Raw genomic sequence first — 22,190 nt, 5'->3', positions numbered from 1 at the left:
CCTTTTGTCCATCGCATTCGCCCGTCAGGCTGTAACAATGGCGCTGGGAATAGATGTCTACAGCCGCTTTCAGACTGTTACTGACTGGCAAGCCGTCAAGAGGCACGGCGTGACTTTCGTGTTCGTCAAGCTCACGGACGGCGGTGGTCTCCCGAATGGGGGGCGTAATACCGGCGACGCCTTGGTGGCCGGAGCGAGGACTGCGGGTATTCCGGTAGGTGGTTACCATTTCGCTCAGGCGAGTCCGTCGCCTGAGGCACAGGCCGACTTGTTCATCGCGCAGGTCCGACGGCTAGGGGCGACCGGCTGCGTCCCGATGCTCGACCTCGAAGACAACCCGCCGGGTTCGAGCGCGCCGAACATCCCGGACGGGCGCAAGCGGGACTTCTCGATCAGATTCTGCAACCGCGTGGCGGAGCACGGTTTCCGGCCGGGTATCTACCTGAACAACTCACTCGCGAAAATGCTGCGGCCGGATCGCTTCGGCGTGCCCGACCTGGTGATCTGGATCGCGCGCTACGGCGCCAAACCCGACGCCGCCGCGGGCCGCTACGACGTGCATCAGTACTCGGACGCCGGCCAGATCCCCGGTATCCGCGCGAGCAGTGTCGACCTCAACGAGTCCTACACGAACGCCCACTTGACCGGCGGCGGCGGCGCCGCCCCGAAACGGAAGGCGACGACGGAACTCATGGAACGAAGGACCATTCCGGCAAGCCCGAACGTCACATCCGTGCGGTTGCTGCTCTCCGGCAGCGAGACGGCCGCGATCATCGTCCGTCCCCGCGTCGACGGCGACGGCGTCACCGACGCGCCCGTTTGGCAGGGCAATATCTACGCCTGGGGCAGCGACAAGGTCGGTATCGGCGGGAATCCGTTGAAAACGCCCGGATTCGATCCGAAAACGGTTTCGCACCGCCGGTACCACCTGCCGGGTGCGGTATGGGCCGATTTCGAATACAGCTCGAACGCGGATTTCGAGATCGACATTGTCGGCTGAGCGGCTCAAAGATCCGTGAAGGCCTCCTTCCCTACCTTCAGAGTAGGGAAGGAGGCCTTCACGGACCGTCAGTTGTGGCCCGGGCCGCGTCCCGGATGGCGTCCACGATGAACTGGTAGCCCGTGCACCGGCACAGGTTCCCCGAGATCCCCTGCCGGATCTCGGCGTCTGTCGGGTCGGGGTTCTCCTTCAGCAGTTCCACCGCCGTGGCCAGCATCCCCGGCGTGCAGAATCCGCATTGCAGGCCGTGGTGCTTCCGGAACGACTCCTGCAGCGGGGACAGTTCGCCGTCCGACGCGAGTCCTTCGATCGTGACGATCTCCGCCCCGTCCACCTGGACGGCCAGCAGGCAGCACGAACGCGCGCTCGCGCCGTCGAGGGTGATCGTGCACGAGCCGCAGACGCCGTGTTCGCAGCCGACGTGGACGCCGGTGAACCCCAGGTCGTGGCGCAGGAAGTCGGCCAGCGTCCGCCGCGGTTCGCAGTCCGCGCGGTAGGTCCGTCCGTTCACCGTCAGGGTGACCGTGATCATGCGCGCTCCTTCGCTCGCGCGATCGCCCGCCGGGTGAGGACCGCGGTCATCTCGCGCCGGTAGCCGGGCGGGGCGTGGAGGTCGGACGGTGGATCCGTCGCGGCGGCGGCGAGTTCGGCCGCGACGGCGATCGCGTCGGCCGTCAGCGCGCTGCCGACGAGTGATTCCTCCGCGGTGGTGGCCCGGATCGGCGTGGGGCCCGCGCCCCCGACGGCGATCCGCGCGGCTTCGCAGACGTCGCCCGACATCGTCACGGCGGCGAAGACGGCGACCAGCGGCAGCTCGCGGCTGCGGCGGCTCAGTTCCTCGACCGCGTGACCGCCTTGACGCGCCGGCACCGAAATCCGGGTCAGCAGTTCGCCGGGACCCAGCGCCGTCCGGTGCGGGCCGAGGAAGAAGTCGCGGGCGGCGACCAGCCGCTCACCGCCGGGACCGTGGACGCCGAATTCGGCGTCGAGCGCGACCATCACCGCGGGCAGTTCCGCGGCGGGCTCGGCGTGCGCGAGACTGCCGCCGATCGTGCCCCGGTTCCGGATCGCCGCGTGCCCCACGTAGCCGATCGCCTCGGCCAGCAGAGGGACGTCGGAGCGTACGGCTTCGGACATCTCTACGACGCGGTGCCGGGTGAGCGCGCCGATCTCCAGCCGTCCGTTGTCCGTGCGCAAAAAGGAAAGCCCGTCGAGGCGGTTGATGTCGACCACCAGCGGAGGCCGGATCTGCCGCAGGTTCAGCAGCGGTACCAGGCTCTGCCCGCCCGCCAGCACCCGCGCGTCCGGCGTACCCGCCAGCGCTTCGGCGGCCTCGTCCAGCGACGAGGCCCGGAGATAGTCGAACGGCGCGGCCTTCACCGGCGTGCTCCCCGCTTCATCGCGGCCAGCAGCCGGGGCGGGGTGATCGGCAGCGCGGTGATGTCGACGTCGTACTCGCGCAGAGCGTCTTCGACCGCGTGCGCGATCGCCGCGCCGCCGCCGATCACGCCCGCTTCCCCCATGCCCTTGAACCCGCCGGGAACGTGGTCGGCGGGCGTCGTCATATGGGACACGGAGAACGGCGGGATCTCGGTCGCGGTCGGCAGCAGGTATCCGGTGAACGAGGTGGTCTCCATCCGCCCGTCGGCGCCGTAGACCAGTTCTTCGTACAGCGCCCCACCGATCGCCTGCGCCGCACCGCCGTGCAACTGCCCGTCCACGATCATCGGGTTGATCACGGTGCCGCAGTCGTGCGCGATCAGGTAGTCCAGCAGCGTCACCACGCCGGTCTCCCGGTCGACTTCGGCGAGGACGGCGGTACAGCCGAACGAGGTCGCGACGTTGACCGGGTCGTAGACCTCGCGCTCTTCCAGCGTCGGCGTCTCGTCCTCGGGCCAGGCGCCGTTCAGCCGCCGGTATGCCGCGTCGCCGATCGCGGCGAGGGTGATCTCTTTGCCCGGTACCCCGTTCACCGAGACCACTCCGTCCTCGATGGACAGATCGTCTGGCGATACCTCCAGCAGGTGACCCGCCACGCGCAGGATCTTCGCCCGTAACCGGGTCGACGCGTTCAGCACGGCCGCGCCGCCGACGGCCGCCCCGCGGCTCGCCGCCGTGCCGTATCCGGTGTACGGGCAGCTGTCGGTGTCCCCGGAAAGCACGGTGACGTGGTCGAGCGGGACACCGAGGGTCTGCGCGGCCACCTGCGCCAGTGTCGTGTGAATGCCCTGGCCGATCGCGGACATTCCCGTGTGGATGGTCACGTGCCCGGTCGAGTCGACCCGCACGACCTCCTCGTCGAAGCCGGAATGACCGAGTCCGGCGAGGTTGACGATCCGGCTCGGCCCGAATCCGGTCAGTTCGTTGTGGAACGAATACCCGATGCCGACACCGTTTCCGCGGCGCTCCGCCCAGCCCGCGGCTTCGACCGCCTTCAGGCAAAGATCCAGGCAGTCTTCGTAGCGGCCGTTGTCGTAGACGAACACCGGGCTCTGATAGGGAAACGCCTCCGGTGGGATGAAGTTCTTGCGCCGCACCGTGTGCGCGTCCACGCCGAGGCGTTTCGCCAGCTGTTCCACGAGATGTTCGTGCACGAAGTTCGCTTTCGGCAACCCGTAACCGCGGAACGACCCGTACGGCGATCGGTTGGTCATCACGGCGACGAGGTTCAGCTCCACGTTCGGGATGGCGTACGGCCCGGTCAGCAGCGCGGTCGTCGTCCAGCACGGGCTGGCGCCGGCGGAACCGAGGACACCGCCGAGGACGCCGTACACCGTGGCACGCAGCGCGGTGATCGTGCCGTCGTCCTTGGCGGCCAGTTCGACGTCGATCTTCTGCTCGCGTGAGTGCGCGTTGGCGACGAAGCTCTCCGCGCGGTCCTCGATGAGCTTGACCGGCTTCCCCGTGCGCCGCGAGAGGATCGCCGCGACGACCTCTTCGGCGTAGAAGTCGAACTTGTTCCCGAAGCCGCCGCCGACGTCGGGGGTGCGCACGCGGATCCGGTCCATCGAGAGCCCGAAGACCTCGCCGAACAACTCACGCGCGAGGTTGGGCGCCTGCGTCGAAAGCCAGACGTCGAGCCGGTCGGCGAACGGGTCCCAGGTCGCCACCACGCCGCGCGTTTCGATCGGTGCGCCCATCTGGCGGGCGAAGCGGAACGATTCGGTGAGCACCACGTCGGCCTCGGCGAACGCGGCGCTCACGTCACCCATCGGGATCGTGCCGGTACCGGCGATGTTGTCCGGCCAGTCCTCGTAAAGCTTCGACGCGCCGTCCGCCAGCGCCTGTTCGAGGGTGCTGACGGCCGGGAGTTCCTCGTACTCGACCTCGATCAGTTCCAGCGCGTCTTCGGCGGTGGCCCGGTCCTTCGCCGCGACAGCCGCGACGGCCTGGCCGGGATACCGCACCTTGCCGACGGCGAGGGCGTGGTGCTCGGACGTCCGCATGTCCGGCAGGTTCGACCAGATCACCGGTTGCGGTGCCTTCGTACTCGAGAGCACGTCTTCGCCGGTGATAACCGCGAACACGCCGGGATGGGTGCTCGCCTCCGTGACGTCGACGCGCACGATCCGCGCATGCGGCAGGGGACTGCGGAGGACCGCGGCCTCCAGCATCCCCGGCACCTGGACGTCGTCGATGTACCGAGCCCGGCCGGTCAGCAGCCGGACGTCCTCCTGCCGGGTCACCCTCGCGCCGATCAGCCCCTCGCCCATGAGCTCACTTTCGCGCACCGACGGCCTTTCGCGCATCGTGCACATGGGTCACTCCCGAGGGCGCGCCAGGCACGCATTTAGTCCTCTAAATGCTCATGGCGGCCCGGTCGGCCTCCGGAAGCCATTGCCGCGCCGGGTCGAAGGGGCGATAACCGGACCGCACGTGCTCGATCAGCAGCGCCAGCGTGGGGTGCCGGTTCTCGCGCCGCCACAGCAGGGAGAACGGGTACACCGGCGTCGGATCGACGAGCGGGATCTGGACGACGTCCGGACGCCAGGGCACGTGCATCTTCGCGCCGACGAAACCGAGTCGGTCCTTCGACTCGCCGATCACCTCGATGTGGTGTTCGAGCCCGAAGTTCGGGCCATCGGTGTCGACGAGGATGCCGAACGCGGGGCACAGCTCCTGCCAGAACTCCGCCCATTCGCCGGCGCGCGCGTTGTACGGCATCCAGGCCGTCAGGCCGGCGAGTTCCGCCATGGCGACCCGGCGTCGCCGCGCGAGCGGGTGCCGTCGGCCGACCAGCAGGTTCGCGGGCTCCAGGTAGGCGGGCGTGCGGTCGATCGCGGGGTCCGGCACGGTGTTGACGCGGGCGAAGGCGGCATCGACCGAGTCGGGCAGCGGCGACCGTCGCTCCGCGCCCAGACCGGGCGTGACGAGTTCCAGTTCGTCGTCGTGGTCGGCGTGGAACGCCCGGATGACTTCCATGGTCGCCAGCCGCGTACCGAGGACGTCGACGCGCAGCGGGCGGCGCCTGCCCTGGAGACGTTCGACAGCCTGATCCGCGAGGCTGATCAACGCACGGGCGTGATTGAGGAACTCCTCGCCGTCTTCGGTCAGCTCAGCCCCACCACGCGTCCGTGACAGCAGCCGCACGCCGAGATCCGCTTCCAGCTTCGCGATCCGCTTGGAGATCGCCTGCTGACTCACCTCCAGCCGGATCGCCGCCTCGCCGAAGTACCGGTCTTCGGCCACCGCGACGAACGCGCGGACCGCGCCGAGATCCAGCTCCACTGTGTACTCCCTGCAACCCGGCACTCCCCACAACTTCCGGCTGTCGACTGCGGCGTGTCGATCGCGCCGCTGTTCGCCGACGCTCAGCGGCTCGGTATCGGCATCACGCCGCGCTGACCCGGATCAACCGGAGCTGCCCGATCTCGGACACGTTCTTCATCAGCTCGGAGTTCACCCAGGCGACGGTGTGGGCGAAGGTGAGGCCGGCTTCTTCGCCCCACGGGTAGGCGGAGGGAGCGTCCAGGTCGGCGTCGGTCAGGCCATCGAGGACGGCCAGCCATTCTTCGCGGAGTCCTCGCAGCCATTCGACGGCGGAGTCCCCGCCGGGCCACGTGATGTCCTCGCGCCCGCGCGGCGTCCGCCGGTTCGCGTGGTCGAGGGCGACGCTCCACCACCAGCCGATATGCCAGGTGAGCCAGGCGATCGTGGGGACGGGAACGGGGTCCGGTTCGGAGTCGGCCCAGTCGGGCCGCCAGGCGCCGTCGTCGTCCCGGTGCACGGTCCAGCAGAGATCCGCGGGTTCCCAGAGGAAATCCCCCGGCTTCAGCTCGGCCAGATGGTACTCGAACAGCGACCAGGTCAGCTCGAACTGCCAACGCGACAATTCGGAACGGGAAGCGGGCACCCGGCGGATCTTCCCCGCGTGGCCGTGAAGGGCGCAACCTGATTACCGTGGCGGGCATGAAGTCGAAGATCCTCTTGGTCGGCGCCACCGGGACGATCGGGACCGCGGTCTCCGAAGCCCTCACCGCGCGCGGGCACGAAGTGCTGCCCGCGTCCCGCTCCGGTGAGATACGGGTCGACGTCGGGCAGCCCGCCACCCTCGACGCGGTTTTCGACACCGAGCCGGGGATCGGGCACGTCGTGTGCTGCGCGGGGAGTGGCTCACTCGTCCCGGTCGACGGCGGCACCGACGAAGAGTTCGTCCAAGGACTGCACGGGAAACTGCTCGGCCAGGTGTTCCTGCTGCGGCACGCGATCCCGCGGCTGCCGGACGGTGGTTCGGTCACGGTGACCGCGGGCCGGATCCCGGAGACGTTGCGCGGCAGCGCGTTCGGTGTCCTGACGAACGTCGGCCTCGAAGCGTTCGTCGCCGCGGCGGCCCGCGAACTGCCCCGCGGCCTCCGCGTCAACGCCGTCAGTCCGGGCTGGGTGAGCGAAACGCTGGCCGCGCTCGGCGAACCGGACGGCGGCACCCCGGCGGCGGAAGTCGCACGGTGCTACGTCGAGGCAGTGGAGAGCGCGAACCTCACCGGGCGGACGCTCACACCGTAAGCCGAACGGCCGCGATTTCGCTTGACCGCCCTGCCACAGTGGATCTTCGTGGCGAACCATGACGACGACAGAAACGAACTCCTCCGACTGGCCGGGCTGGCGACGCCGATGGCGCTGCGGGTCGCGGTCACCCTCCGGTTGCCGGACCGGTTGTCCGGTGACGGCGCGAACGCCAGCGAACTCGCGGCGGAACTCGGCCAGTCCCCGCTCGCGCTCGATCTGCTGCTCGGTCATCTCACGACCTTGGGCGTCCTGGAACGGACGTCGAGCGGCTACCGCACCACCGAATACGGCGCGAATCTCCGCGCCGACGCCGGAAACGGCCTCGCCGGACTCCTGGACATGGAAGCCGCCGGCGGACGAGGCGAACTGGCGTTCGTCGAACTCGCGCACAGCGTCGCCACCGGTCAGGCGGGCTACATCCGCCGCTACGGCCAGGACTTCTGGGCCGATCTCGCCGAACACCCGCAGCTGCGGGAGACGTTCGACCGGCAGATGACCCAGCGGTTCCTGGCGCAGGTACCGAGCTTCGTCGCGGGATTCGACTGGTCCCGGTTCTCCACGATCGTCGACGTCGGCGGGGGGCACGGCAGCCTGCTCGCCGCCATCCTCACGGCCAACCCCTCGATGCGCGGTCACCTCGTCGATCTCGCGCCCACCGCGGCCGCCGCCGAAAAGGAACTGCGTGCGCAGGGCCTCGGAGACCGGATCGAGGTGACCGCGGGCAGCTTCTTCGACCCGCTCCCCGCCGGGGCGGACGCGTATCTGCTGTCCGACATCCTCCACGACTGGGACGACGAGCACGCGCATCGCATCCTGGCCCGCTGCGCCGAGGCCGTGCAGCCGGGAGGCCGCGTCCTCGTCATCGAGGCGGTCGGCGGACTCGGGGCCCAGACCGAGTGGGACCTGGTCATGCTCGTGCTCTACGGCGGCCGCGAGCGGCGTCTCGACGAGTTGCGTGAACTCGCCTTCGCCCACGGCCTGGCCTTCGACTCCCTCACCACGCTGACCGAGCAGCGCAGCCTGCTGGAGTTCCGCAAAGATATTCCTTGACAAGAATATTCCCTTCAGTGAATACTTCTCGGCATGGAGCAGATCGCAGCAGCACTGGGAGACGGAGCGAGGTGGCGCATCGTCGAGCTTCTCGCCGAGCGGCCCCGGTCCGTGGGTGAGCTCGCCGAGCTGACCGGCCTGCGGCAGCCGCAGACCACCAAACATCTCCAGACCCTCGCCCGCGTCGGTCTCGTGACGGTCTTCCCGCTCGGGCAGCGTCGCGTCTACGCGGTCGAGGCGGCTCCGCTGAAGGAATTCGAAAGCCGGCTGGGGGAGCTGATCGCGACCATCCAGGCGAACGAGGGCGAGCGAGATGTCCTCACGCGCTATCAGGCCGCGATCGGCGCGGATTCCGCCGCCGCGGACCGTGCTCGGTGGGCGGACGGGCGCGCGTTCTCGTTCGACCGCTCGCTCGCCGCGCCGCGCGACGTCGTCTGGCGGCATTGGACCGAGCCCGCCCTGCTCGCGTCCTGGTGGGCGCCGCCGTCGATGACCGTCACCGACTGCGTCGTCGAACCGAGGAAGGGCGGACGTGTCGTCCTCGACTATCGCGACGCCGAGGGGCGGTATCGCTCCGAAGGAAAGGTCCACGCCGCGAAGGAACTCGAACATCTCGAGTTCGCTCTCTCGGTGCTGGACGGCAAGGGAGAAACCTTCTTCACCGGTCACTACGACCTGAAGTTCACCGATGCGCCCGACGGGACCCGGCTCCGGCTGGATCTGCGCATCACCGAGACCACCGTCGAGGCCGTCCCCTTCATCGCCGGGATCGAAACCGGCTGGGGCCAGGTGCTCGACAACCTCGCGACCCGACTCACCACTCACGAAAAGGAATGAACGACATGACGAACTCGACCGGCCGCCGCGTCACCGCGAACATCAGCCTCAGTCTCGACGGTCACTACAGCGGCCCCGGCGGCCCTAGAGACATGGGCGCGATCGTTTCGTACGCGACCACCGATGTCGCCCGCGGTCACCTCGCCCGCATCCACGAGAACGCGACGACGGCGCTGCTCGGCAGAAAGAACGCCGAGGGTTTCCTGGGCTTCTGGCCGACCGTCGCCGCCGACGAGAACGCCGACCCGCGAGACCGTGCCTACGCGAAGTGGCTGGTGGACGCGGAAAAGGTGGTCCTCTCCACGACGCTGACCGAGTCCCCCTGGGGCCGGACCCGCGTGGTGAACGCCCCCGCCTCGGAGGTCGTCGCCGAACTCAAGGCGAGCGGCGAGGGCGACATCCTGGTCAACAGCAGCGCGAGCGTCATCAAGGCACTGCTCGCGGACGACCTGATGGACCGGCTGTACCTGATGATCTGCCCCGAGATCACCGGCGGCGGGGAGCGGCTGTTCGTCGACGGCCTGCCCGCGTCGAAGTGGAAGCTGACCTATCAGGAGGTCGGGGAGCTGGGGGAGATGGCCGTGGTCTACGACCGCGTTCGCTGATCTTCGGGTGGCGGCACTTCCCCGGTACATGAAGGCCCCCATGCTTGCGTCTAGCGCAAGCATGGGGGCCTTCATGTACTCCACGCGGGCAAGGCAACTATAAGCCGGTTACCTGTATTATAGTTGTGGTATCGGTACTATTAGTGAAACCTGTCAGAGCGGCAGTACGGAGTCGTGCCATGGACTTGAGCCGGCCGTTGATGACGGTCACCCCCACGCTCGACGGGGACGTCCTCGTCGTACTCGCCAACCACGACGGCATCTTCACCACCGGGCAGTTGCATCGGCTGCTGGCGCGGCATTCGGAGGAGGGCATCCGGAAGGTGCTGCGTCGCCTGACGAAGCAGGGTGTCGTGCTGTCTGACAGGGTCGGAAACGCCTTCGCGTACCGGCTCAATCGTGAGCACCTCGCGGCGGAGCACATCGTCGGGCTCGCCCGAATGCGCAAGACACTCCTGGAGCGCATCGAGGACCGTCTGGAGTCGTGGGAGATCCCGCCGGTGTACGCCGCTGTATTCGGCTCGGTGGCACGCGGCGAGATGACGGAAGACAGCGATGTGGACCTTCTGCTGATCCGGCCGGATGACGTCGAAGACGATCTGTGGGAAACGCAGGTTCACGAACTGGCGGTCGAGGTGACCCGCTGGGTCGGCAACGACACTCGTCCCCTGGAATTCACGGAAGCCGAACTCGTCGACCGCGCATACGACGAGGTCGTCCTGCGGGATGTGGTGCGGGACGGGTTGACCGTGGCCGGGAGCCGGGCTTGGCTGGCCAGTCACTTGAGAAAGAGAAAAGGCTGACGTGCGAACTCGGCAGTGTGACGTGAGCGTCCAACGCGGGCGCCTGGGTAAGGCAAATCAGTTCCTCGAGGCAGCCGACACGATTCGCGAACTTGCCTGCGAGCACGAAGACGTGACCGACGCGTATGTGACCTTGTGTGTGCACGCGGGCATCGCGGCGTCCGACGTCATTTGCTGCGCCAGGCTGGGGAAGCACGCGCTGGGTGAAAGTCATGACGAAGCGATCGGCTTGCTGGCCAAGGCGGACAACGACGTCGCGAAACACTTGAGGACCTTGCTCAAGCTGAAGACCAAAGCGGGTTACAGCCATACACCTGTCACCGCGGACGAGTTCAAGCGCGCGGGCCGGGCGGCTGAGACGCTGGTCGAAACGGCTCGTCGGGCAACGAACGTCTGTTGAGGACTCGACGGATCCTCCACACGCGCTGCCGCGTGTGGCAATGCCGATGTCTGGGGTGGGCCCGGAGAGACTCGAACTCTCACTGGCACGGACCTAAACCGTGTGCCTCTGCCAATTGGGCTACGGGCCCCAGTACCGCCTTGAAATCGTAGCGTGCGACACGATCGGCGTTTCTCGGCGTGGCCGGTGCCGCCGGAGGGGGTGACGTCCTCTAACGTGGGGCCCCGGCAGGTACGTAGCGGCGAGGAGGACACGTGGCCCGCGATCCGGAGACCATCGAGCGTGAGATCGAGCAGGCCAGGAACGCGCTGGTCGCCACGCTCGACCAGCTGGGCACGAAGGCGAACCCCGCGAAGCTGGTGGATTCCGCGAAGAGCGGCCTGCGCGCGAAGCTGGACGAGCCCAAGGTGAAGTACCCGCTCATCGGCGGCGCGGTGCTGATCGGCCTGCTGCTGATCCGCAAGCTCCTGAAGTAGGTCTCAGGAGGTCTGGGCCGCCTTGGCCGGTGTCTTGGCGGGCTCGTCCTTCTTGGCCTTCGCCTCGTCGACGGCCTTGGGGAGTTCCTTGCCCTGCGGCACCGGCGGTTTGCCGGCGGCCTTCTCCTTGGCCTTGCCGTTCGCCGGGGGAGGAACCTCGAGGGGCTCGATCTCCGGGAGCGTGAGCCTCGCCGTCATGTAGGCGGCGGTGAACTCGAGCGCACTGCCGTTCAGCAGGTGCACCACGGTCGACCGCTCCGGCGGGGACAGTTTCTCGACCAGCTGGTCGGCCCGGTCCCGTGCCGCGATGATGCCCGGCGCGCGACCGGTCAGTTCCTTACCGGAGCCGCTGACCGTGACTTTCCAGTCGTCGTCCTCCTGGACGTACGACGCGGTGATCGGTTCGGTCATCCGCCTCACCCCTCTCCCTCGCGAGCATGCGTCACTACTGTGGACTTCGCCACTCCGCCACCATGACGCCGCTTTCGGCAAGCGACGCCCCCTCCTGGTGGAGCTCGTGACTGTCCATCAGAGTTTCTACAGTGTCATCGATACAGTAGGACAACTCTGTGTCACAAGACACTGGTGGCGATGTGCACTGAGTGACGACCGAATGGCCTAATGCACGCGCATCTTCACAGTCGCCTCAGCGGGTCCTCGCCGACAGGCCCGCCCAGAGGATGTCCATCGCGTAGCCGGTGGCCATCTCGGGGCTGACGTCCTCGTGCCGCTCGCACCAGATCGCGAGTCGTTCGCACGCGCCGACGACGAACTCCGCGGAGGCTTCGGCGCGGAAGTCGTCGTCCGATTCGATGTAGTCGCTCATCAGCGCGGCGATCAGGTCGGTCTGCTGGCGCCGGGTCTGCTCGATCTCGTCGGCGGCCGGGGTGCCGATGAGGGCCATCTCGTGCCGGAGGAGCGACCAGGCCTGTCGTCGTTCCCGGATGAAGACGAAGAAGGCGAGCAGGCCCCGCCGCAGCGCTTCCTCGGCGGTGGTGGCGCCCACGGTCGCGCGTTCGGTGACCTCGCGCAGCGCCGCCCGCGACTGCTGGATGCAGGCCAGCAGCAGTCCCTCTTTCGAATTGAAGTACTCGTAGAGCATGGGCTTGGAGACGCCGACGCGTTCGGCGATCTCGTCCATCGAGGCCGCGGTGTAGCCGCGTTCGGAGAAGACTTCTTCGGCGATCTCGATCATCTGTCGTTCGCGCTCTGCCCGTGGCATGCGTTTGCGCTTCGCCGTCGTCACCACAACACTCTACCGAAGGTAACCTACTTCGAGTAAGGTGAACTTCCGGTAACAGGTAATGCGAACGAGAGGTCGGGGCATGGGCAACCGCACCGAGACCGGGGTCGTCATCGTCGGGACCGGCTTCTCCGGTCTGGGCATGGCCATCCAGCTGCGGAAAGAGGGCCGCGAGGACTTCGTCATCCTGGAGAAGGCCGACGACGTGGGCGGCACGTGGCGGGACAACACCTACCCCGGCTGCGCCTGCGACATCCCCTCGCATATGTACTCGTTCTCGTTCGAGCAGAACCCCGACTGGTCCCGCGCGTACTCGCCGCAGCCGGAGATCTGGCGCTACATGCGCGACGTCGCCGACAAGTACGAGCTCCGCCGCTTCATCCGCTTCGGCCAGGAGATGACCGGCGCCCGCTGGGACGCAGACGAGAACCGCTGGCACGTCGCGTCGAAGTCGGGGGACGAGTTCGTCGCGCCCGCGCTCGTCGCCGGGGTCGGCGCGCTGCACCTGCCCCAGATCCCGAAGCTGCCGGGTATCGAGAACTTCAAGGGCCGCGCGTTCCACTCCGCGCGGTGGGAGCATGACTACGACCTGACCGGCAAGCGGGTCGCCGTGGTCGGCACCGGCGCGAGCGCGATCCAGTTCGTCCCGCGGATCGCGGAGGACGTAGAGGAGCTGACGCTCTTCCAGCGGACGCCGCCGTGGATCATGCCGAAACCGGACCGCGAGATGCCGTCCGCCCTGCGGAAGGCGTTCCGCTCGGTACCGCTGCTGCAGCGCGCCTTCCGCGACGTCCTCTACTGGGGACTCGAAGCCCGCGCGATCGGCTTCAACGGACATCCGTGGGTGATGAAGATCGGCCAGCGCATCGCGAAGCACAACATCCACAAGAGCGTCAAGGATCCGGAGCTGCGCCGGAAGCTGACGCCGGACTACACCATGGGCTGCAAGCGGGTCCTGGTCTCCAACGACTACTACCCGGCACTCGCGCGCGACAACGTCGACGTCGTCACCGAGGGTGTCACGGAGGTGCGCGAACACAGCATCGTCGACGGCGCCGGGGTCGAGCACGAGGTCGACGCGATCATCTACGGCACCGGATTCCACGTCACCGACGCCTTCGACGACCTGGAGATCATCGGCCGGGACGGGCGCAACCTCGGCAAGGAGTGGGCGACCGAAGGGATGCGGACCTACCAGGGCATCACCGTGTCCGGGTTCCCGAACCTGTTCTTCCTGCTCGGCCCGAACACCGGACTGGGGCACAACTCCGTGGTGTTCATGATCGAAGCGCAGATCTCCTACGTCGCGCAGGCGCTGCGGCTCGCCCGCGGCAAGGCCATCGACCCGCGGCCGGAGGCGCAGGAGCGGTTCAACGGCGACATCCAGCGCAAACTCGCCAAGGGCATCTGGACCCAGGGCGGCTGCAAGAGCTGGTACCTGGACGCGAAGGGCGTCAACCGGACGATCTGGCCCGGCTTCACCTGGCGGTACTGGCTGGACACGCGCAAGGTGCGGCGCGAGGACTACGAACTCCTCGGTTGAACCGCCGGAAAGGGGAGGTCCGTGAGGGCCAGGATGGGGGCAAGGCCTTCACGGACCAGGGAGCGCCGCGCTCATGAGGGGTTGAGCCGGCGAAGCCTTCCGATGAGATCGACGGTGGAGATGCCGCACAGTTCGGCCATCCGCTCCAGTGCCGAAAAGTCGAGGTGGACCTCGGCGCTCCCGGCGTCGCCCGACCGGTTGAGCCGGTCGTCCGCCCACCGTCTCAGTGGGAGCAGTTCTTCCTGGTCGTCCTTGATCACCAGGCGCAGGTCGATCCGGACCCGGCCGGGTTCGTCCACGAACACGCGACGATGCACCTTGGCCAGCAGATCCTGTGGCAGCTCGTCCATCGCGACGCACAGTTCGACCAGCCGCACCACGGAACAGTGCCGGGTGCCCAGCTCGTAGGTGGCCAGCGTCTGGAGCGAGATCTCGCTCTGCAGACGCTGGTTCAGCTCCTTGCGTGTCCAGCCACGCTTACGACGGAGCTTGCGGAGCTCGTCTCCGAGTATCCGCTGGTAGTTCTCAGCGTCGATCAGCACTCCCCATCCCCTGCCTTGCCAACCTTCTCCACCGCTCACCCCGAGTGACTGACCAGGCGAGCGCACTCACGTGAAGGAAAGTCGGCAGGAGGTCCGCTCTTACGCGGTTTCGGGGGTGCTTTTCGTGGCAATTTTGTCGGCTTGCGCCAACCGGGTTAATCCTGAGCGGCCGAACAGGCGCTTCAGTTGACGCAGGGGACGCCTTCGGCCGTGATCGGCTTCTCGTCGGACTGCTCGGGCGGCGGGGCCGCGGCCGACGAACCGGCCACGTTCTGTGAGGAACCGGAGACCGGTGCGCCGCTCGCCGGCTTGTAGTCCGAGCCGAGGAAGACCATGACGTGTCCGGCTTCGACGCTCTTGTCCTCCTGGACGGTCGGGTTGCCCCCGAGTTCGGCGGCGACCGCCTTGCCCGCCTCCTGCTGTCCCTTGGCGACCCAGATCACCGTCTTCTTGCGCGCGCTGGCCGTGGCCGTGTCGCCCGCGGTGAAGCCCTTGTCGACGAGTTGCTTCAGCACCGTCGCGGCCAGTCCGTCCTTGCTCGTGGAGTTGCGGACGTCGACCGTGGTCGCCTTGTTGGGCGACTCGGTTTGTGACGGCGGCTGCTCGCCGGGCTGCGGGCCGGCGAGGTCCTGGACGAAGTCCTTGACCTGTTTCGGGTCGACCTGGATGGCGACGCCGTCCTCGGGGGTCTTGTACTCGATGTTGACGATCGGGATCGTCCGGAATTCGAGCTGACCGCCGGTAAGCCCCTTCATCTGCTGCGCGAAGCCGAAGATGTCCCAGTTCTGGTTGAGCACGACCGACTTCTTGATGGCCGCGATCAGGTCGTTGAGCCTGCCGGGGTTCGCGAGCGTGCCCGCCGAGAGCACCTTCCGCGCCATCCCGGCCATGAACACCTGCTGGCGGACCACCCGGTCGAGGTCGCCGCGCGGGAGACCGTGGCGCTGCCGGACGAAACCGAGCGCTTCGACACCCGAGATGGTGTGCGGGCCCTTGGTGAACTTCGCGCCGGAGAACTGGTCGTTGACGTCGTCGTTGAGGCAGACGTCCACCCCGCCGATGGCCTGGGTGATCTCGCTGAAACCGAGCAGGTTGATCGCGGCGTAGTTGTCGATGGTCGAGCCGGTCAGCTTCTCGACCGTCTTGATCAGCGTCTTCGCCCCGGCCTCATTGGCCTTCTGATCGATCTCCTTCGGGTCGGAAACGCCGTCTTCCTGCAGTTTCCTGCGCTCGCTGACCATCGCGCGGGCGTAGGCGGAATTGATCTTGTGCTTGCCGAAGCCGCCGGGGATGTCGACGTAGGAGTCACGCGGCAGAGAGATCGCGACGGCCTTGGAGCCGTCGTTCGGGATGTGCACGAAGATCAGCGAGTCGGTGTTCAGCTCGCCGTCGGCGACCCCGGCGCGCAGCTGCGCGAGGACTTCCTTGGACAGCGGGTTGCCCTGCGCGTCCGTACGGCTGTCAAGGCCGACCAGCAGGATGTCGCGGGCACCGTCGGCGGGCTTGTCACTTTCGTCGGAGCCGATGCCGACGTTCGCGAAGGTCAGGCCGTCCATCGCGGCCCACGCGTAGCCGGTCAGGCCCACCACCAGCAGCGAGACGAGTCCCAGCGCGATTTTGGGCCCGCGGAAGGACCGCCGGGGCGTGCGCCGGGGATCGGGGCGCCGGGCCGGCGCTCCCGCCGCTTGACGGGCCGGTGCCGGGCGGGAGCCACGGGGCGGGGCCGGACGGGGAGGAACGCGTCCGGGCGCGTCCTGCCTAGGCCGGGCGGGACGTCGGTCCCCATGCCCATTCCGAGGCGGGTACTCCACGCGGTCTGCTCCTTCTTTTCGGTACCGGTCGACGGTCTTCTCAAGGGACGCATGGTGCCTGTTGAGGGTTGTCGCAGGATTACACATCCCCCCGGAGATGTGGCACGCACCACCGGTTTGCGTTCAATGGTACGGAGAAGGCCTGGTCAGCGCTGTGTGACTCGCGGTTGGGTCAGGAGAGAACGCGGCGGGCGGCGCGTGCCGGGACCAGGCTGGCGGCGGCGGCGAGCATCGCGACGACGATCGTCGCGACGGGCAGCGCGACGGCCGCGGCACTCACCTGCGTCCCGTCGAGAGCCCCCATCAGCGGCGGCGCGCACGCGACCGCGCACACCAGCCACGTCCCGGTCATCCGGCTCGTGCCGTTGCGCACGGTGTGGAGGAGGTACACCCCGAGCAGCAGGTTGACCAGGCTCTGCACTGGCCCGAGTCGCAGCCCGAGGAGGTCGGCGTCGGCGGAGGCGCCACCGAAGCGGGCCAGCGCGAAGCCGAAGACGCCGAGCATCGCGTACGCCATCCCGACCGTCGCCGCGGCGCGGCAGAACACCGCGGCGCGCAGGCCCGGCTCGTCGACCGCCCGCTGTCGCGGTCCTGAATGGCGCTCGAACCACCAGAAGACCAGCACGGCGGGGACGGCCAGCAGGGCGAGCGCGAGCAGGACCCGCGGCCGGGCCAGCCAGCTGAGGCCGTCCACGAACGGGGCCGGCAGGTAGACGACGGCCACGAGCAGCAGCATCGCGGACAGGAAGCCGAGGTAGAGGCTCATCGGAGCGCGGAGGATGAGGCGCGCGGTGGCGGCGACCGCGGGACGGTTTCCAAGCCTGGCCAGCGGCCGCGCGAGGAGGCCGAGCAGCGCGAGCTGGACGAGACCGAGCAGGAGCACACCCCACGGCGCACCCGACAGCGCGGCCGGGGCGCCGGGGCCGCCGAGCAGCATCACCCCTTCACCGCGGACGGCGATCGCCAGGCCCAGTCCGGCGGCACCGGTGAACGCCGTCGCCAGGAGGACACCGCGCGGCGGCCGGACGCCGTCGGCGTGGGCGAACGCGAGCTGCTGGACGAACAGCGCGAGGAACAACGTTTCCGCGTAGCGCGGGATGGCCGAGCCCGACCACTGCGCCGCGACCTCGCTCGCCAGGGTCAAGGCGAGCAGCGCGGCGACGGAGGCCGTTCGCGTCCGGCGGTACAGGCACAGCAGGGCCGGCGCGAGGACGACGGTCAGCAGGAAGACGCCGAGCAGCCAGAGCGGGTGCAGCGCGATCCGCATGACGGTGGCGTTCGTGCCCGTCGGGATCCCCAGCACCTCCAGCGCGAGCGGGACGACCAGCGCGACGACGGCGAAGATCAGCGCTGGGCGCAGCAATGGACTCGCGCGGTCGGCGAGATACTGCGAATAGCGGCCGCCGGTCGCGCGGATGGAGTGCCAGCCGGCTTCGTTGATCCGTCCCACCGCGAAGAAGATCAGCGGACAGAGCTGCGCGAGCCAGGTGAACGGCCACAACGACCGCTCCGGCACGCCGGCCCAATGCACGAGCGCGACGGCGGACTCACCGAGCAGCATCAGCACGACCCCGGCGACACCGAGCAACGCCCATCGGCCGATCGGGACCACCGGCCGCGGCTCGCGGGGGAGCGTGACGGCGGTCCGGCGGGTCCGGGCCCAGCCGCGAAGGCGGAACACCAGCAGCGCGCCGATCACCAGCACGCCGACGATCATCGGGCCGAGCGGGTCGCCGCCGACCGGCGGTCCCCAGCGCTGGTGCCAGGAATTGAGCACGAGACCGGCGGTATAGAGGGAGGCGACGACCTCGCAGGTGCCGCGCGAGTCCATCGGGTTGATGACGCAGGCGGTGTGCATGTCGGCCGAGAGCCGGTCGTCCAGCGCGGTCCGCGCCTCCTGGCCGAGCGGGTGACCTTTGCGTTCGGCGTAGCGGAGGATGTCGTAACCGAGGTCGTGGGCCTTGCAGGGGACGGCGTAGTCCCACTTGGTGTTGTCGTCACCCCACGGTGCCGAGCAGCCGCCGTCGGTGTGGACGGCGCGCACGGTGCCGTCCCGCGCCGTCATCACACCAGGGGTGATGCCGCTGACCGCGGTGAAGTCGGCGGGCAGCTTCGCGATGGCGCCTTCGACCGGGCCCGGGCGCACCAGCGCGTCGACGGCGTTCTGCGCGGCGAGGATGTCACCCGTCGGTGGCCCTTGGTCCGGCGGCGACGCCGGTCGCGACGCGATCAGGCCGAAGCCGAAAACCAGGACCGTGACCAGCAGCAACCAGCCGGACGTCGACCATGGCCGCCGGATTCTGGCGGGAGGGAGGTCGGCGTCGGCTGTCGCTGGCATGGCGTCCAGGGTGCCATCCGCCGATCGGGGCCGACATCCGGATAACCCCCGGGTTCACCCTCTGGTATCCCTGAGCACGGGCGCCCACCGACCGCGTTCAGTCCTCTAAATGCGTGGCGCGGTCTTCGGGAGGAGCGGGTCGTTCCACGTCCTGGGCGAACCGCACCTGGTTCCGGCCGTTCTCCTTGGCGACGTAGACGGCGGCGTCGGCGGCGTGCAGGAGTTCCTCCAGGGAATCACCGTGACGAGGGAACAGTGCCGCCCCGATCGAGGTAGTACGACCGGCGATGGTCACTCGGCTGCCTCGTTTGTCGGTAGTCACTATATGCAGTTCGGCGATTGCGCTGCGCACTCGCTCGGCGGCGAGTTTCGCGGCCGTTTCGTCGATATCCGGGAGAAGGACAAGGAATTCCTCGCCGCCGAACCGGCCGATGACGTCGGCGGGCCGGGTGACCTCGTCCAATTTCCGCGCCACATCGCGCAGCACGTCGTCGCCCGCGGGATGCCCATATGTGTCGTTAATCCACTTGAAGTGGTCGAGATCAATCATCAGAAGGGCCAGGTTGTCGTCCGATCGGGCAGTCCTTCCGAGTGCCCGTTCGGCCGACTCCGACCATCCGCGCATGTTGAGAACACCGGTTTTCGGGTCCGTCCGCGCGTCGTTTTGCAGTTGGTCGATCTCGGCGAGGCGATTGAACACCACCGTCACCACGGCCATCACGATCACCATCGGCGGCATGATCAACAGCAGTACCGCGGTGACCGCGCCGAGGCCGATCGTGATGGCCTCCAGCAGGTTGTCCGCCGCATTGCCCAGTACGGTCGACACCGACGGCCGCTTCGGCGAGCCGAGGGTGAGGATGCCGCCGATGTAGGCGATCTGCACCGCCTCGAAGACCATCCCGGTGATGATCAGGACGCCGAATTCGCCGAGTGTGCCCCAGCCGGAAATCCGTCCCCATTCATGCGGGCCGAACGCGGCGAAGGTGAGCGACGCCAAAGTCACCGAAACGCCGTGGGTGACCGAGGAGAACACGAAGTTGTGCGCCGGCCGCCGGGCGATGAACCAATGCTGGATCCGGACGAGCGCGATGATGGAAAGGGTCAGCGAAAGCGGCAGGATCACCGCGGCCGGGAATGTCCATACGGCCGTGAGGTCGATGAGAACGGTATGGCTGCGATCGCGGCGCCTTTCCTCTTGCCGCTGGGTCAGCTGAATATGCGCCGTGGCGCCGACGGCGAGAATCGCGAATCGAACCAAGTCGATTTTTCCCGGTGCCGTCGAATTCATCGTCGCGACGAACATGATCGCGATTCCGATCGCCTCCATGGCGAAAAGGAACGCGATGAAGCGCTTCGGCCGCTGCCACAGCGCCCACGCCCTGGGGTCGTAGGGATGCCGTTGCGGCGGTTCGGCCTGGTCACCTTCCGGACTTGTCCGCCCCCGTTCGGTCACCGGGACATCGCTCGCGGCGGCGGCTGTCGCCGCCGCATCGTCAAGGTCGCCGGCATCGTCGCCGTGCTGGCGGCGATCGCCGGTCTCGGCTGGCAATTGCTACCTCTTTTCCGCGCGGACGGCACGGCTGAGTAATCTCACCGGTACCGACTGATACACCGTTCGTATTCCACGGCCGGTATCATCCCATCGCATCAGTTGTTCGACACCGGCAAGGGCGGCGGCAGCCGTGTGCCACTGACTCGCCTTGCCCGCGAACACGGACTGGAGGTGGCAATCGTGTCCCGTGATTTCTGATCTTGCTTGCTGAATGTTTTTCGAGACGCGGTGTGGAAGGGGTGACCGATAGTGTCGAGCCGTGACTTCTGAGCCCGGACAAGGTATTAGTTCCCAGCGAGGTGTGCCGGAGGTGAGTGACCGTGTCGAGCCGTGACTTCTGATCCAGAGCCGTTTCAGGTCGGATGATTGTTTCAGACCGAGGTGCCCCAGCAGTGTCCCGTCGAGATTTTCGAGTACGAACCCGCCGGGCGGCCGTGCCGCCCCAGGGGTCGTCCAGTGTGGATTCCTCATGACAACAGCGGTTCCGGGCTGGTTCCGTTGATGTGCCCCCAGCTGACCGCGACCAGGACCGCCAGCAACAGGCCGACCACGCCGGCCAGTGCGATGGCCGAGGTCGCGGCCCCGAGCCGATCGGCGGCGAGCCCGCCGAGTCCCGCCCCTACGCCCTGAGCCACCCGCAACCCCGTGCGGTACACCCCGCCCGCACCGCCCCGAAGCTCGTTCGGGACCCAGGTGATGAACGTGGCGCTCACCGTGATCAGGTACGCCCCAGCCGCACCCGCCGCCGCCAGCAGCAGCAACGCCGGGATCAGCCCCGGTTTGAGCGCGAAGGCGATCAGGGCGACCATCGGCAGTGCCGCCAGCACGCCGAGCAGCTTCCGCCGATGTTCCGCGGAGACGAACCGCGACAGCAGGAACGCGCCGACGACGAAGCCCAGCGGATCGGCGGCCAGCAGCCAGCCGACGGCTTGTTTCCCCACGCCCATCTCCGCGGCGAGCGGTGCGGCCAATCCTTCGGGGATGACGGCGAGGCCGACCAGCCACGAGAACCAGACCAGTACCCGCAGGTGACGGTTGCCGAAGACCTGCTTCACCGCGCCGAACCAGCTTCCGGTGCCGTCGGACGCGGCCGCCCGCCGGGATACGGAGAACCGGACGACGGCCGCGCTCAGCAGGAACGTCGCCGCGTCCAGCGCGAGTGCCCAGCTCGCCCCGACCTGCGACACCAGCAGCCCGCCGCCCGCCAGACCGAGCAGCATGGCGGTGTTGGTCGAGATACCGCGGATGTCCTGGCTCTTGAGATAGAGGTCGTCGTCGGTGAACACCTCGCGCGTCAACGCGTTCTGTGCCGCGTTGCCTGGCGCGTTCGCGAGCCGCGCCAGCACCACCAGCCCGCACAACAGGGCGAGCGGGGTGCCGGGAATCGCCATGATGGCGATCAGGACCGCCTGGATCAGCGAGGAGAAGACCAGAACGGTGCGCCTCGGGTAGCGGTCGGCCAGCTGGGAGAGGCCGAGACCGCCCGCCAGCGCGGGCAGGAAGGTCAGGGAGTAGACCACCGCGGAGAGCAGCGCCGAGCCGGTGCGATCGTAGACGAGGATCGCCAGCGCGACGATGGTGAGCTGATCCCCGATCAGGGACTGCACCTCGGCGAGCCAGAGTGCGCGGAACTCGCGGTTCGCCAGGGCGGCGGTCATCCGCGGCGCCGCGTTCGTCCCCACTACGTGACCACCTCCCCCCGATCGGGTGAACTCAACTCCCTCGCATTCTTGCCTGCCCTGTTACGTGGCGGACGAGGGAGTCACAGTGGAGGGCCGGCCGGACAACATTCAGTATGCCTCCGGCTACAGGGAGACGAACAGAAGACCAGTGAATCCTTACCCCGTTGGGCCGATCGGGCTACGCCGTCCGATGGGCGAGTGACGGCGACCCGACTCGTGCGCGGGTATCTGTGCGCCGATCACCCGGCACTCGCTCGGCGCAACCCGGGCGCCGCTCGCCGCCGCCCGCGTTCCGGTTG

Annotated in this window: 21 protein-coding genes and 1 tRNA gene; 9 read left to right on the top strand and 13 right to left on the bottom strand. The window is 68.1% G+C overall.

Annotated features, from left to right (window positions below; translation table 11 throughout):
• Positions 1 to 4 precede the first annotated feature (4 nt).
• Positions 5 to 1,000: a glycoside hydrolase family 25 protein gene (locus AVL48_RS20145; RefSeq protein ID WP_244162483.1), complete on the top strand. Its 996-nt coding sequence runs from the start codon at positions 5 to 7 to the stop codon at positions 998 to 1,000.
• Between the two features lie 58 nt (positions 1,001 to 1,058).
• Here AVL48_RS20145 and AVL48_RS20140 read toward each other — a convergent pair whose 3' ends face one another.
• The 5 genes from AVL48_RS20140 to AVL48_RS20120 all read right to left on the bottom strand — a co-directional run bounded on the left by AVL48_RS20140 (position 1,059) and on the right by AVL48_RS20120 (position 6,353).
• A complete protein-coding gene (locus tag AVL48_RS20140) occupies positions 1,059 to 1,532 on the bottom strand; it encodes a (2Fe-2S)-binding protein (protein WP_061982223.1) in 474 nt (157 codons plus the stop codon).
• Positions 1,529 to 2,380 (bottom strand): FAD binding domain-containing protein, encoded by an 852-nt coding sequence (locus AVL48_RS20135; protein ID WP_061982222.1) that lies wholly within the window; start codon positions 2,378 to 2,380, stop codon positions 1,529 to 1,531. Before AVL48_RS20135 ends, AVL48_RS20140 begins: the two co-directional genes overlap by 4 nt.
• Positions 2,377 to 4,713 (bottom strand): xanthine dehydrogenase family protein molybdopterin-binding subunit, encoded by a 2,337-nt coding sequence (locus tag AVL48_RS20130; protein WP_061982393.1) that lies wholly within the window; start codon positions 4,711 to 4,713, stop codon positions 2,377 to 2,379. The genes AVL48_RS20135 and AVL48_RS20130 overlap by 4 nt, the downstream gene beginning before the upstream one ends.
• Before the next feature lie 85 nt (positions 4,714 to 4,798).
• Complete coding sequence (locus AVL48_RS20125; RefSeq protein WP_061982221.1) at positions 4,799 to 5,728, bottom strand: LysR family transcriptional regulator; 930 nt, start codon at positions 5,726 to 5,728, stop codon at positions 4,799 to 4,801.
• A gap of 103 nt (positions 5,729 to 5,831) precedes the next feature.
• Positions 5,832 to 6,353, bottom strand: a complete 522-nt coding sequence (locus AVL48_RS20120; RefSeq protein ID WP_061982220.1) for a DinB family protein — start codon at positions 6,351 to 6,353, stop codon at positions 5,832 to 5,834.
• Between the two features lie 56 nt (positions 6,354 to 6,409).
• Between AVL48_RS20120 and AVL48_RS20115 the strand changes: the two genes are divergently transcribed.
• The 6 genes from AVL48_RS20115 (at position 6,410) to AVL48_RS20090 (ending at position 10,701) form a co-directional block, all read left to right on the top strand.
• Positions 6,410 to 7,003, top strand: coding sequence for an SDR family oxidoreductase (locus AVL48_RS20115; RefSeq protein WP_061982219.1), 594 nt, complete (start codon positions 6,410 to 6,412; stop codon positions 7,001 to 7,003).
• A gap of 48 nt (positions 7,004 to 7,051) precedes the next feature.
• Positions 7,052 to 8,056: a methyltransferase gene (locus AVL48_RS20110; RefSeq protein ID WP_143104726.1), complete on the top strand. Its 1,005-nt coding sequence runs from the start codon at positions 7,052 to 7,054 to the stop codon at positions 8,054 to 8,056.
• Between the two features lie 33 nt (positions 8,057 to 8,089).
• Positions 8,090 to 8,893, top strand: a complete 804-nt coding sequence (locus tag AVL48_RS20105) for a metalloregulator ArsR/SmtB family transcription factor (RefSeq protein WP_061982218.1) — start codon at positions 8,090 to 8,092, stop codon at positions 8,891 to 8,893.
• Between the two features lie 5 nt (positions 8,894 to 8,898).
• The gene (locus AVL48_RS20100; protein WP_061982391.1) at positions 8,899 to 9,498 is read left to right on the top strand and encodes a dihydrofolate reductase family protein; all 600 of its coding nucleotides are present in this window, start codon (positions 8,899 to 8,901) and stop codon (positions 9,496 to 9,498) included.
• A 179-nt stretch (positions 9,499 to 9,677) separates the two neighbouring features.
• The gene (locus tag AVL48_RS20095; protein WP_061982217.1) at positions 9,678 to 10,301 is read left to right on the top strand and encodes a nucleotidyltransferase domain-containing protein; all 624 of its coding nucleotides are present in this window, start codon (positions 9,678 to 9,680) and stop codon (positions 10,299 to 10,301) included.
• A 22-nt stretch (positions 10,302 to 10,323) separates the two neighbouring features.
• Entirely contained in the window at positions 10,324 to 10,701 is a 378-nt protein-coding gene (locus AVL48_RS20090; protein WP_244162484.1) for a hypothetical protein, read from the top strand.
• Between the two features lie 56 nt (positions 10,702 to 10,757).
• Here AVL48_RS20090 and AVL48_RS20085 read toward each other — a convergent pair.
• Positions 10,758 to 10,831 (bottom strand) — tRNA-Leu (locus AVL48_RS20085).
• 124 nt (positions 10,832 to 10,955) lie between these two features.
• Between AVL48_RS20085 and AVL48_RS20080 the strand changes: the two genes are divergently transcribed.
• Positions 10,956 to 11,177 (top strand): DUF3618 domain-containing protein, encoded by a 222-nt coding sequence (locus AVL48_RS20080; protein ID WP_061982216.1) that lies wholly within the window; start codon positions 10,956 to 10,958, stop codon positions 11,175 to 11,177.
• Between the two features lie 3 nt (positions 11,178 to 11,180).
• Here the strand turns inward: AVL48_RS20080 and AVL48_RS20075 are convergent, their stop codons facing one another.
• Entirely contained in the window at positions 11,181 to 11,588 is a 408-nt protein-coding gene (locus AVL48_RS20075) for a hypothetical protein (protein WP_177242278.1), read from the bottom strand.
• A gap of 235 nt (positions 11,589 to 11,823) precedes the next feature.
• The gene (locus tag AVL48_RS20070) at positions 11,824 to 12,399 is read right to left on the bottom strand and encodes a TetR/AcrR family transcriptional regulator (RefSeq protein WP_061982389.1); all 576 of its coding nucleotides are present in this window, start codon (positions 12,397 to 12,399) and stop codon (positions 11,824 to 11,826) included.
• A 103-nt stretch (positions 12,400 to 12,502) separates the two neighbouring features.
• Here AVL48_RS20070 and AVL48_RS20065 point away from each other — a divergent pair, with 103 nt between their 5' ends.
• Positions 12,503 to 13,963 carry a flavin-containing monooxygenase gene (locus tag AVL48_RS20065; protein WP_061982214.1) on the top strand — a complete coding sequence of 487 codons (1,461 nt, stop codon included), beginning with the start codon at positions 12,503 to 12,505 and terminating at the stop codon, positions 13,961 to 13,963.
• 71 nt (positions 13,964 to 14,034) lie between these two features.
• Here AVL48_RS20065 and AVL48_RS20060 read toward each other — a convergent pair whose 3' ends face one another.
• From AVL48_RS20060 to AVL48_RS20040, 5 genes are all read right to left on the bottom strand, one after another.
• The gene (locus AVL48_RS20060; protein WP_061982213.1) at positions 14,035 to 14,505 is read right to left on the bottom strand and encodes a helix-turn-helix transcriptional regulator; all 471 of its coding nucleotides are present in this window, start codon (positions 14,503 to 14,505) and stop codon (positions 14,035 to 14,037) included.
• A gap of 182 nt (positions 14,506 to 14,687) precedes the next feature.
• Positions 14,688 to 16,316 carry an LCP family protein gene (locus AVL48_RS20055; protein ID WP_061982212.1) on the bottom strand — a complete coding sequence of 543 codons (1,629 nt, stop codon included), beginning with the start codon at positions 16,314 to 16,316 and terminating at the stop codon, positions 14,688 to 14,690.
• A gap of 172 nt (positions 16,317 to 16,488) precedes the next feature.
• Positions 16,489 to 18,654 (bottom strand): phospholipase A2, encoded by a 2,166-nt coding sequence (locus AVL48_RS20050; RefSeq protein ID WP_061982211.1) that lies wholly within the window; start codon positions 18,652 to 18,654, stop codon positions 16,489 to 16,491.
• 97 nt (positions 18,655 to 18,751) lie between these two features.
• Positions 18,752 to 20,206, bottom strand: coding sequence for a GGDEF domain-containing protein (locus tag AVL48_RS20045; protein ID WP_061982210.1), 1,455 nt, complete (start codon positions 20,204 to 20,206; stop codon positions 18,752 to 18,754).
• 470 nt (positions 20,207 to 20,676) lie between these two features.
• Complete coding sequence (locus AVL48_RS20040) at positions 20,677 to 21,891, bottom strand: MFS transporter (protein ID WP_143104728.1); 1,215 nt, start codon at positions 21,889 to 21,891, stop codon at positions 20,677 to 20,679.
• Positions 21,892 to 22,190: the final 299 nt, after the last annotated feature.

Source organism: Amycolatopsis regifaucium, assembly GCF_001613935.1.
GTDB lineage: Bacteria > Actinomycetota > Actinomycetes > Mycobacteriales > Pseudonocardiaceae > Amycolatopsis > Amycolatopsis regifaucium.
This window is presented reverse-complemented; position numbering and strand designations above follow the sequence as displayed.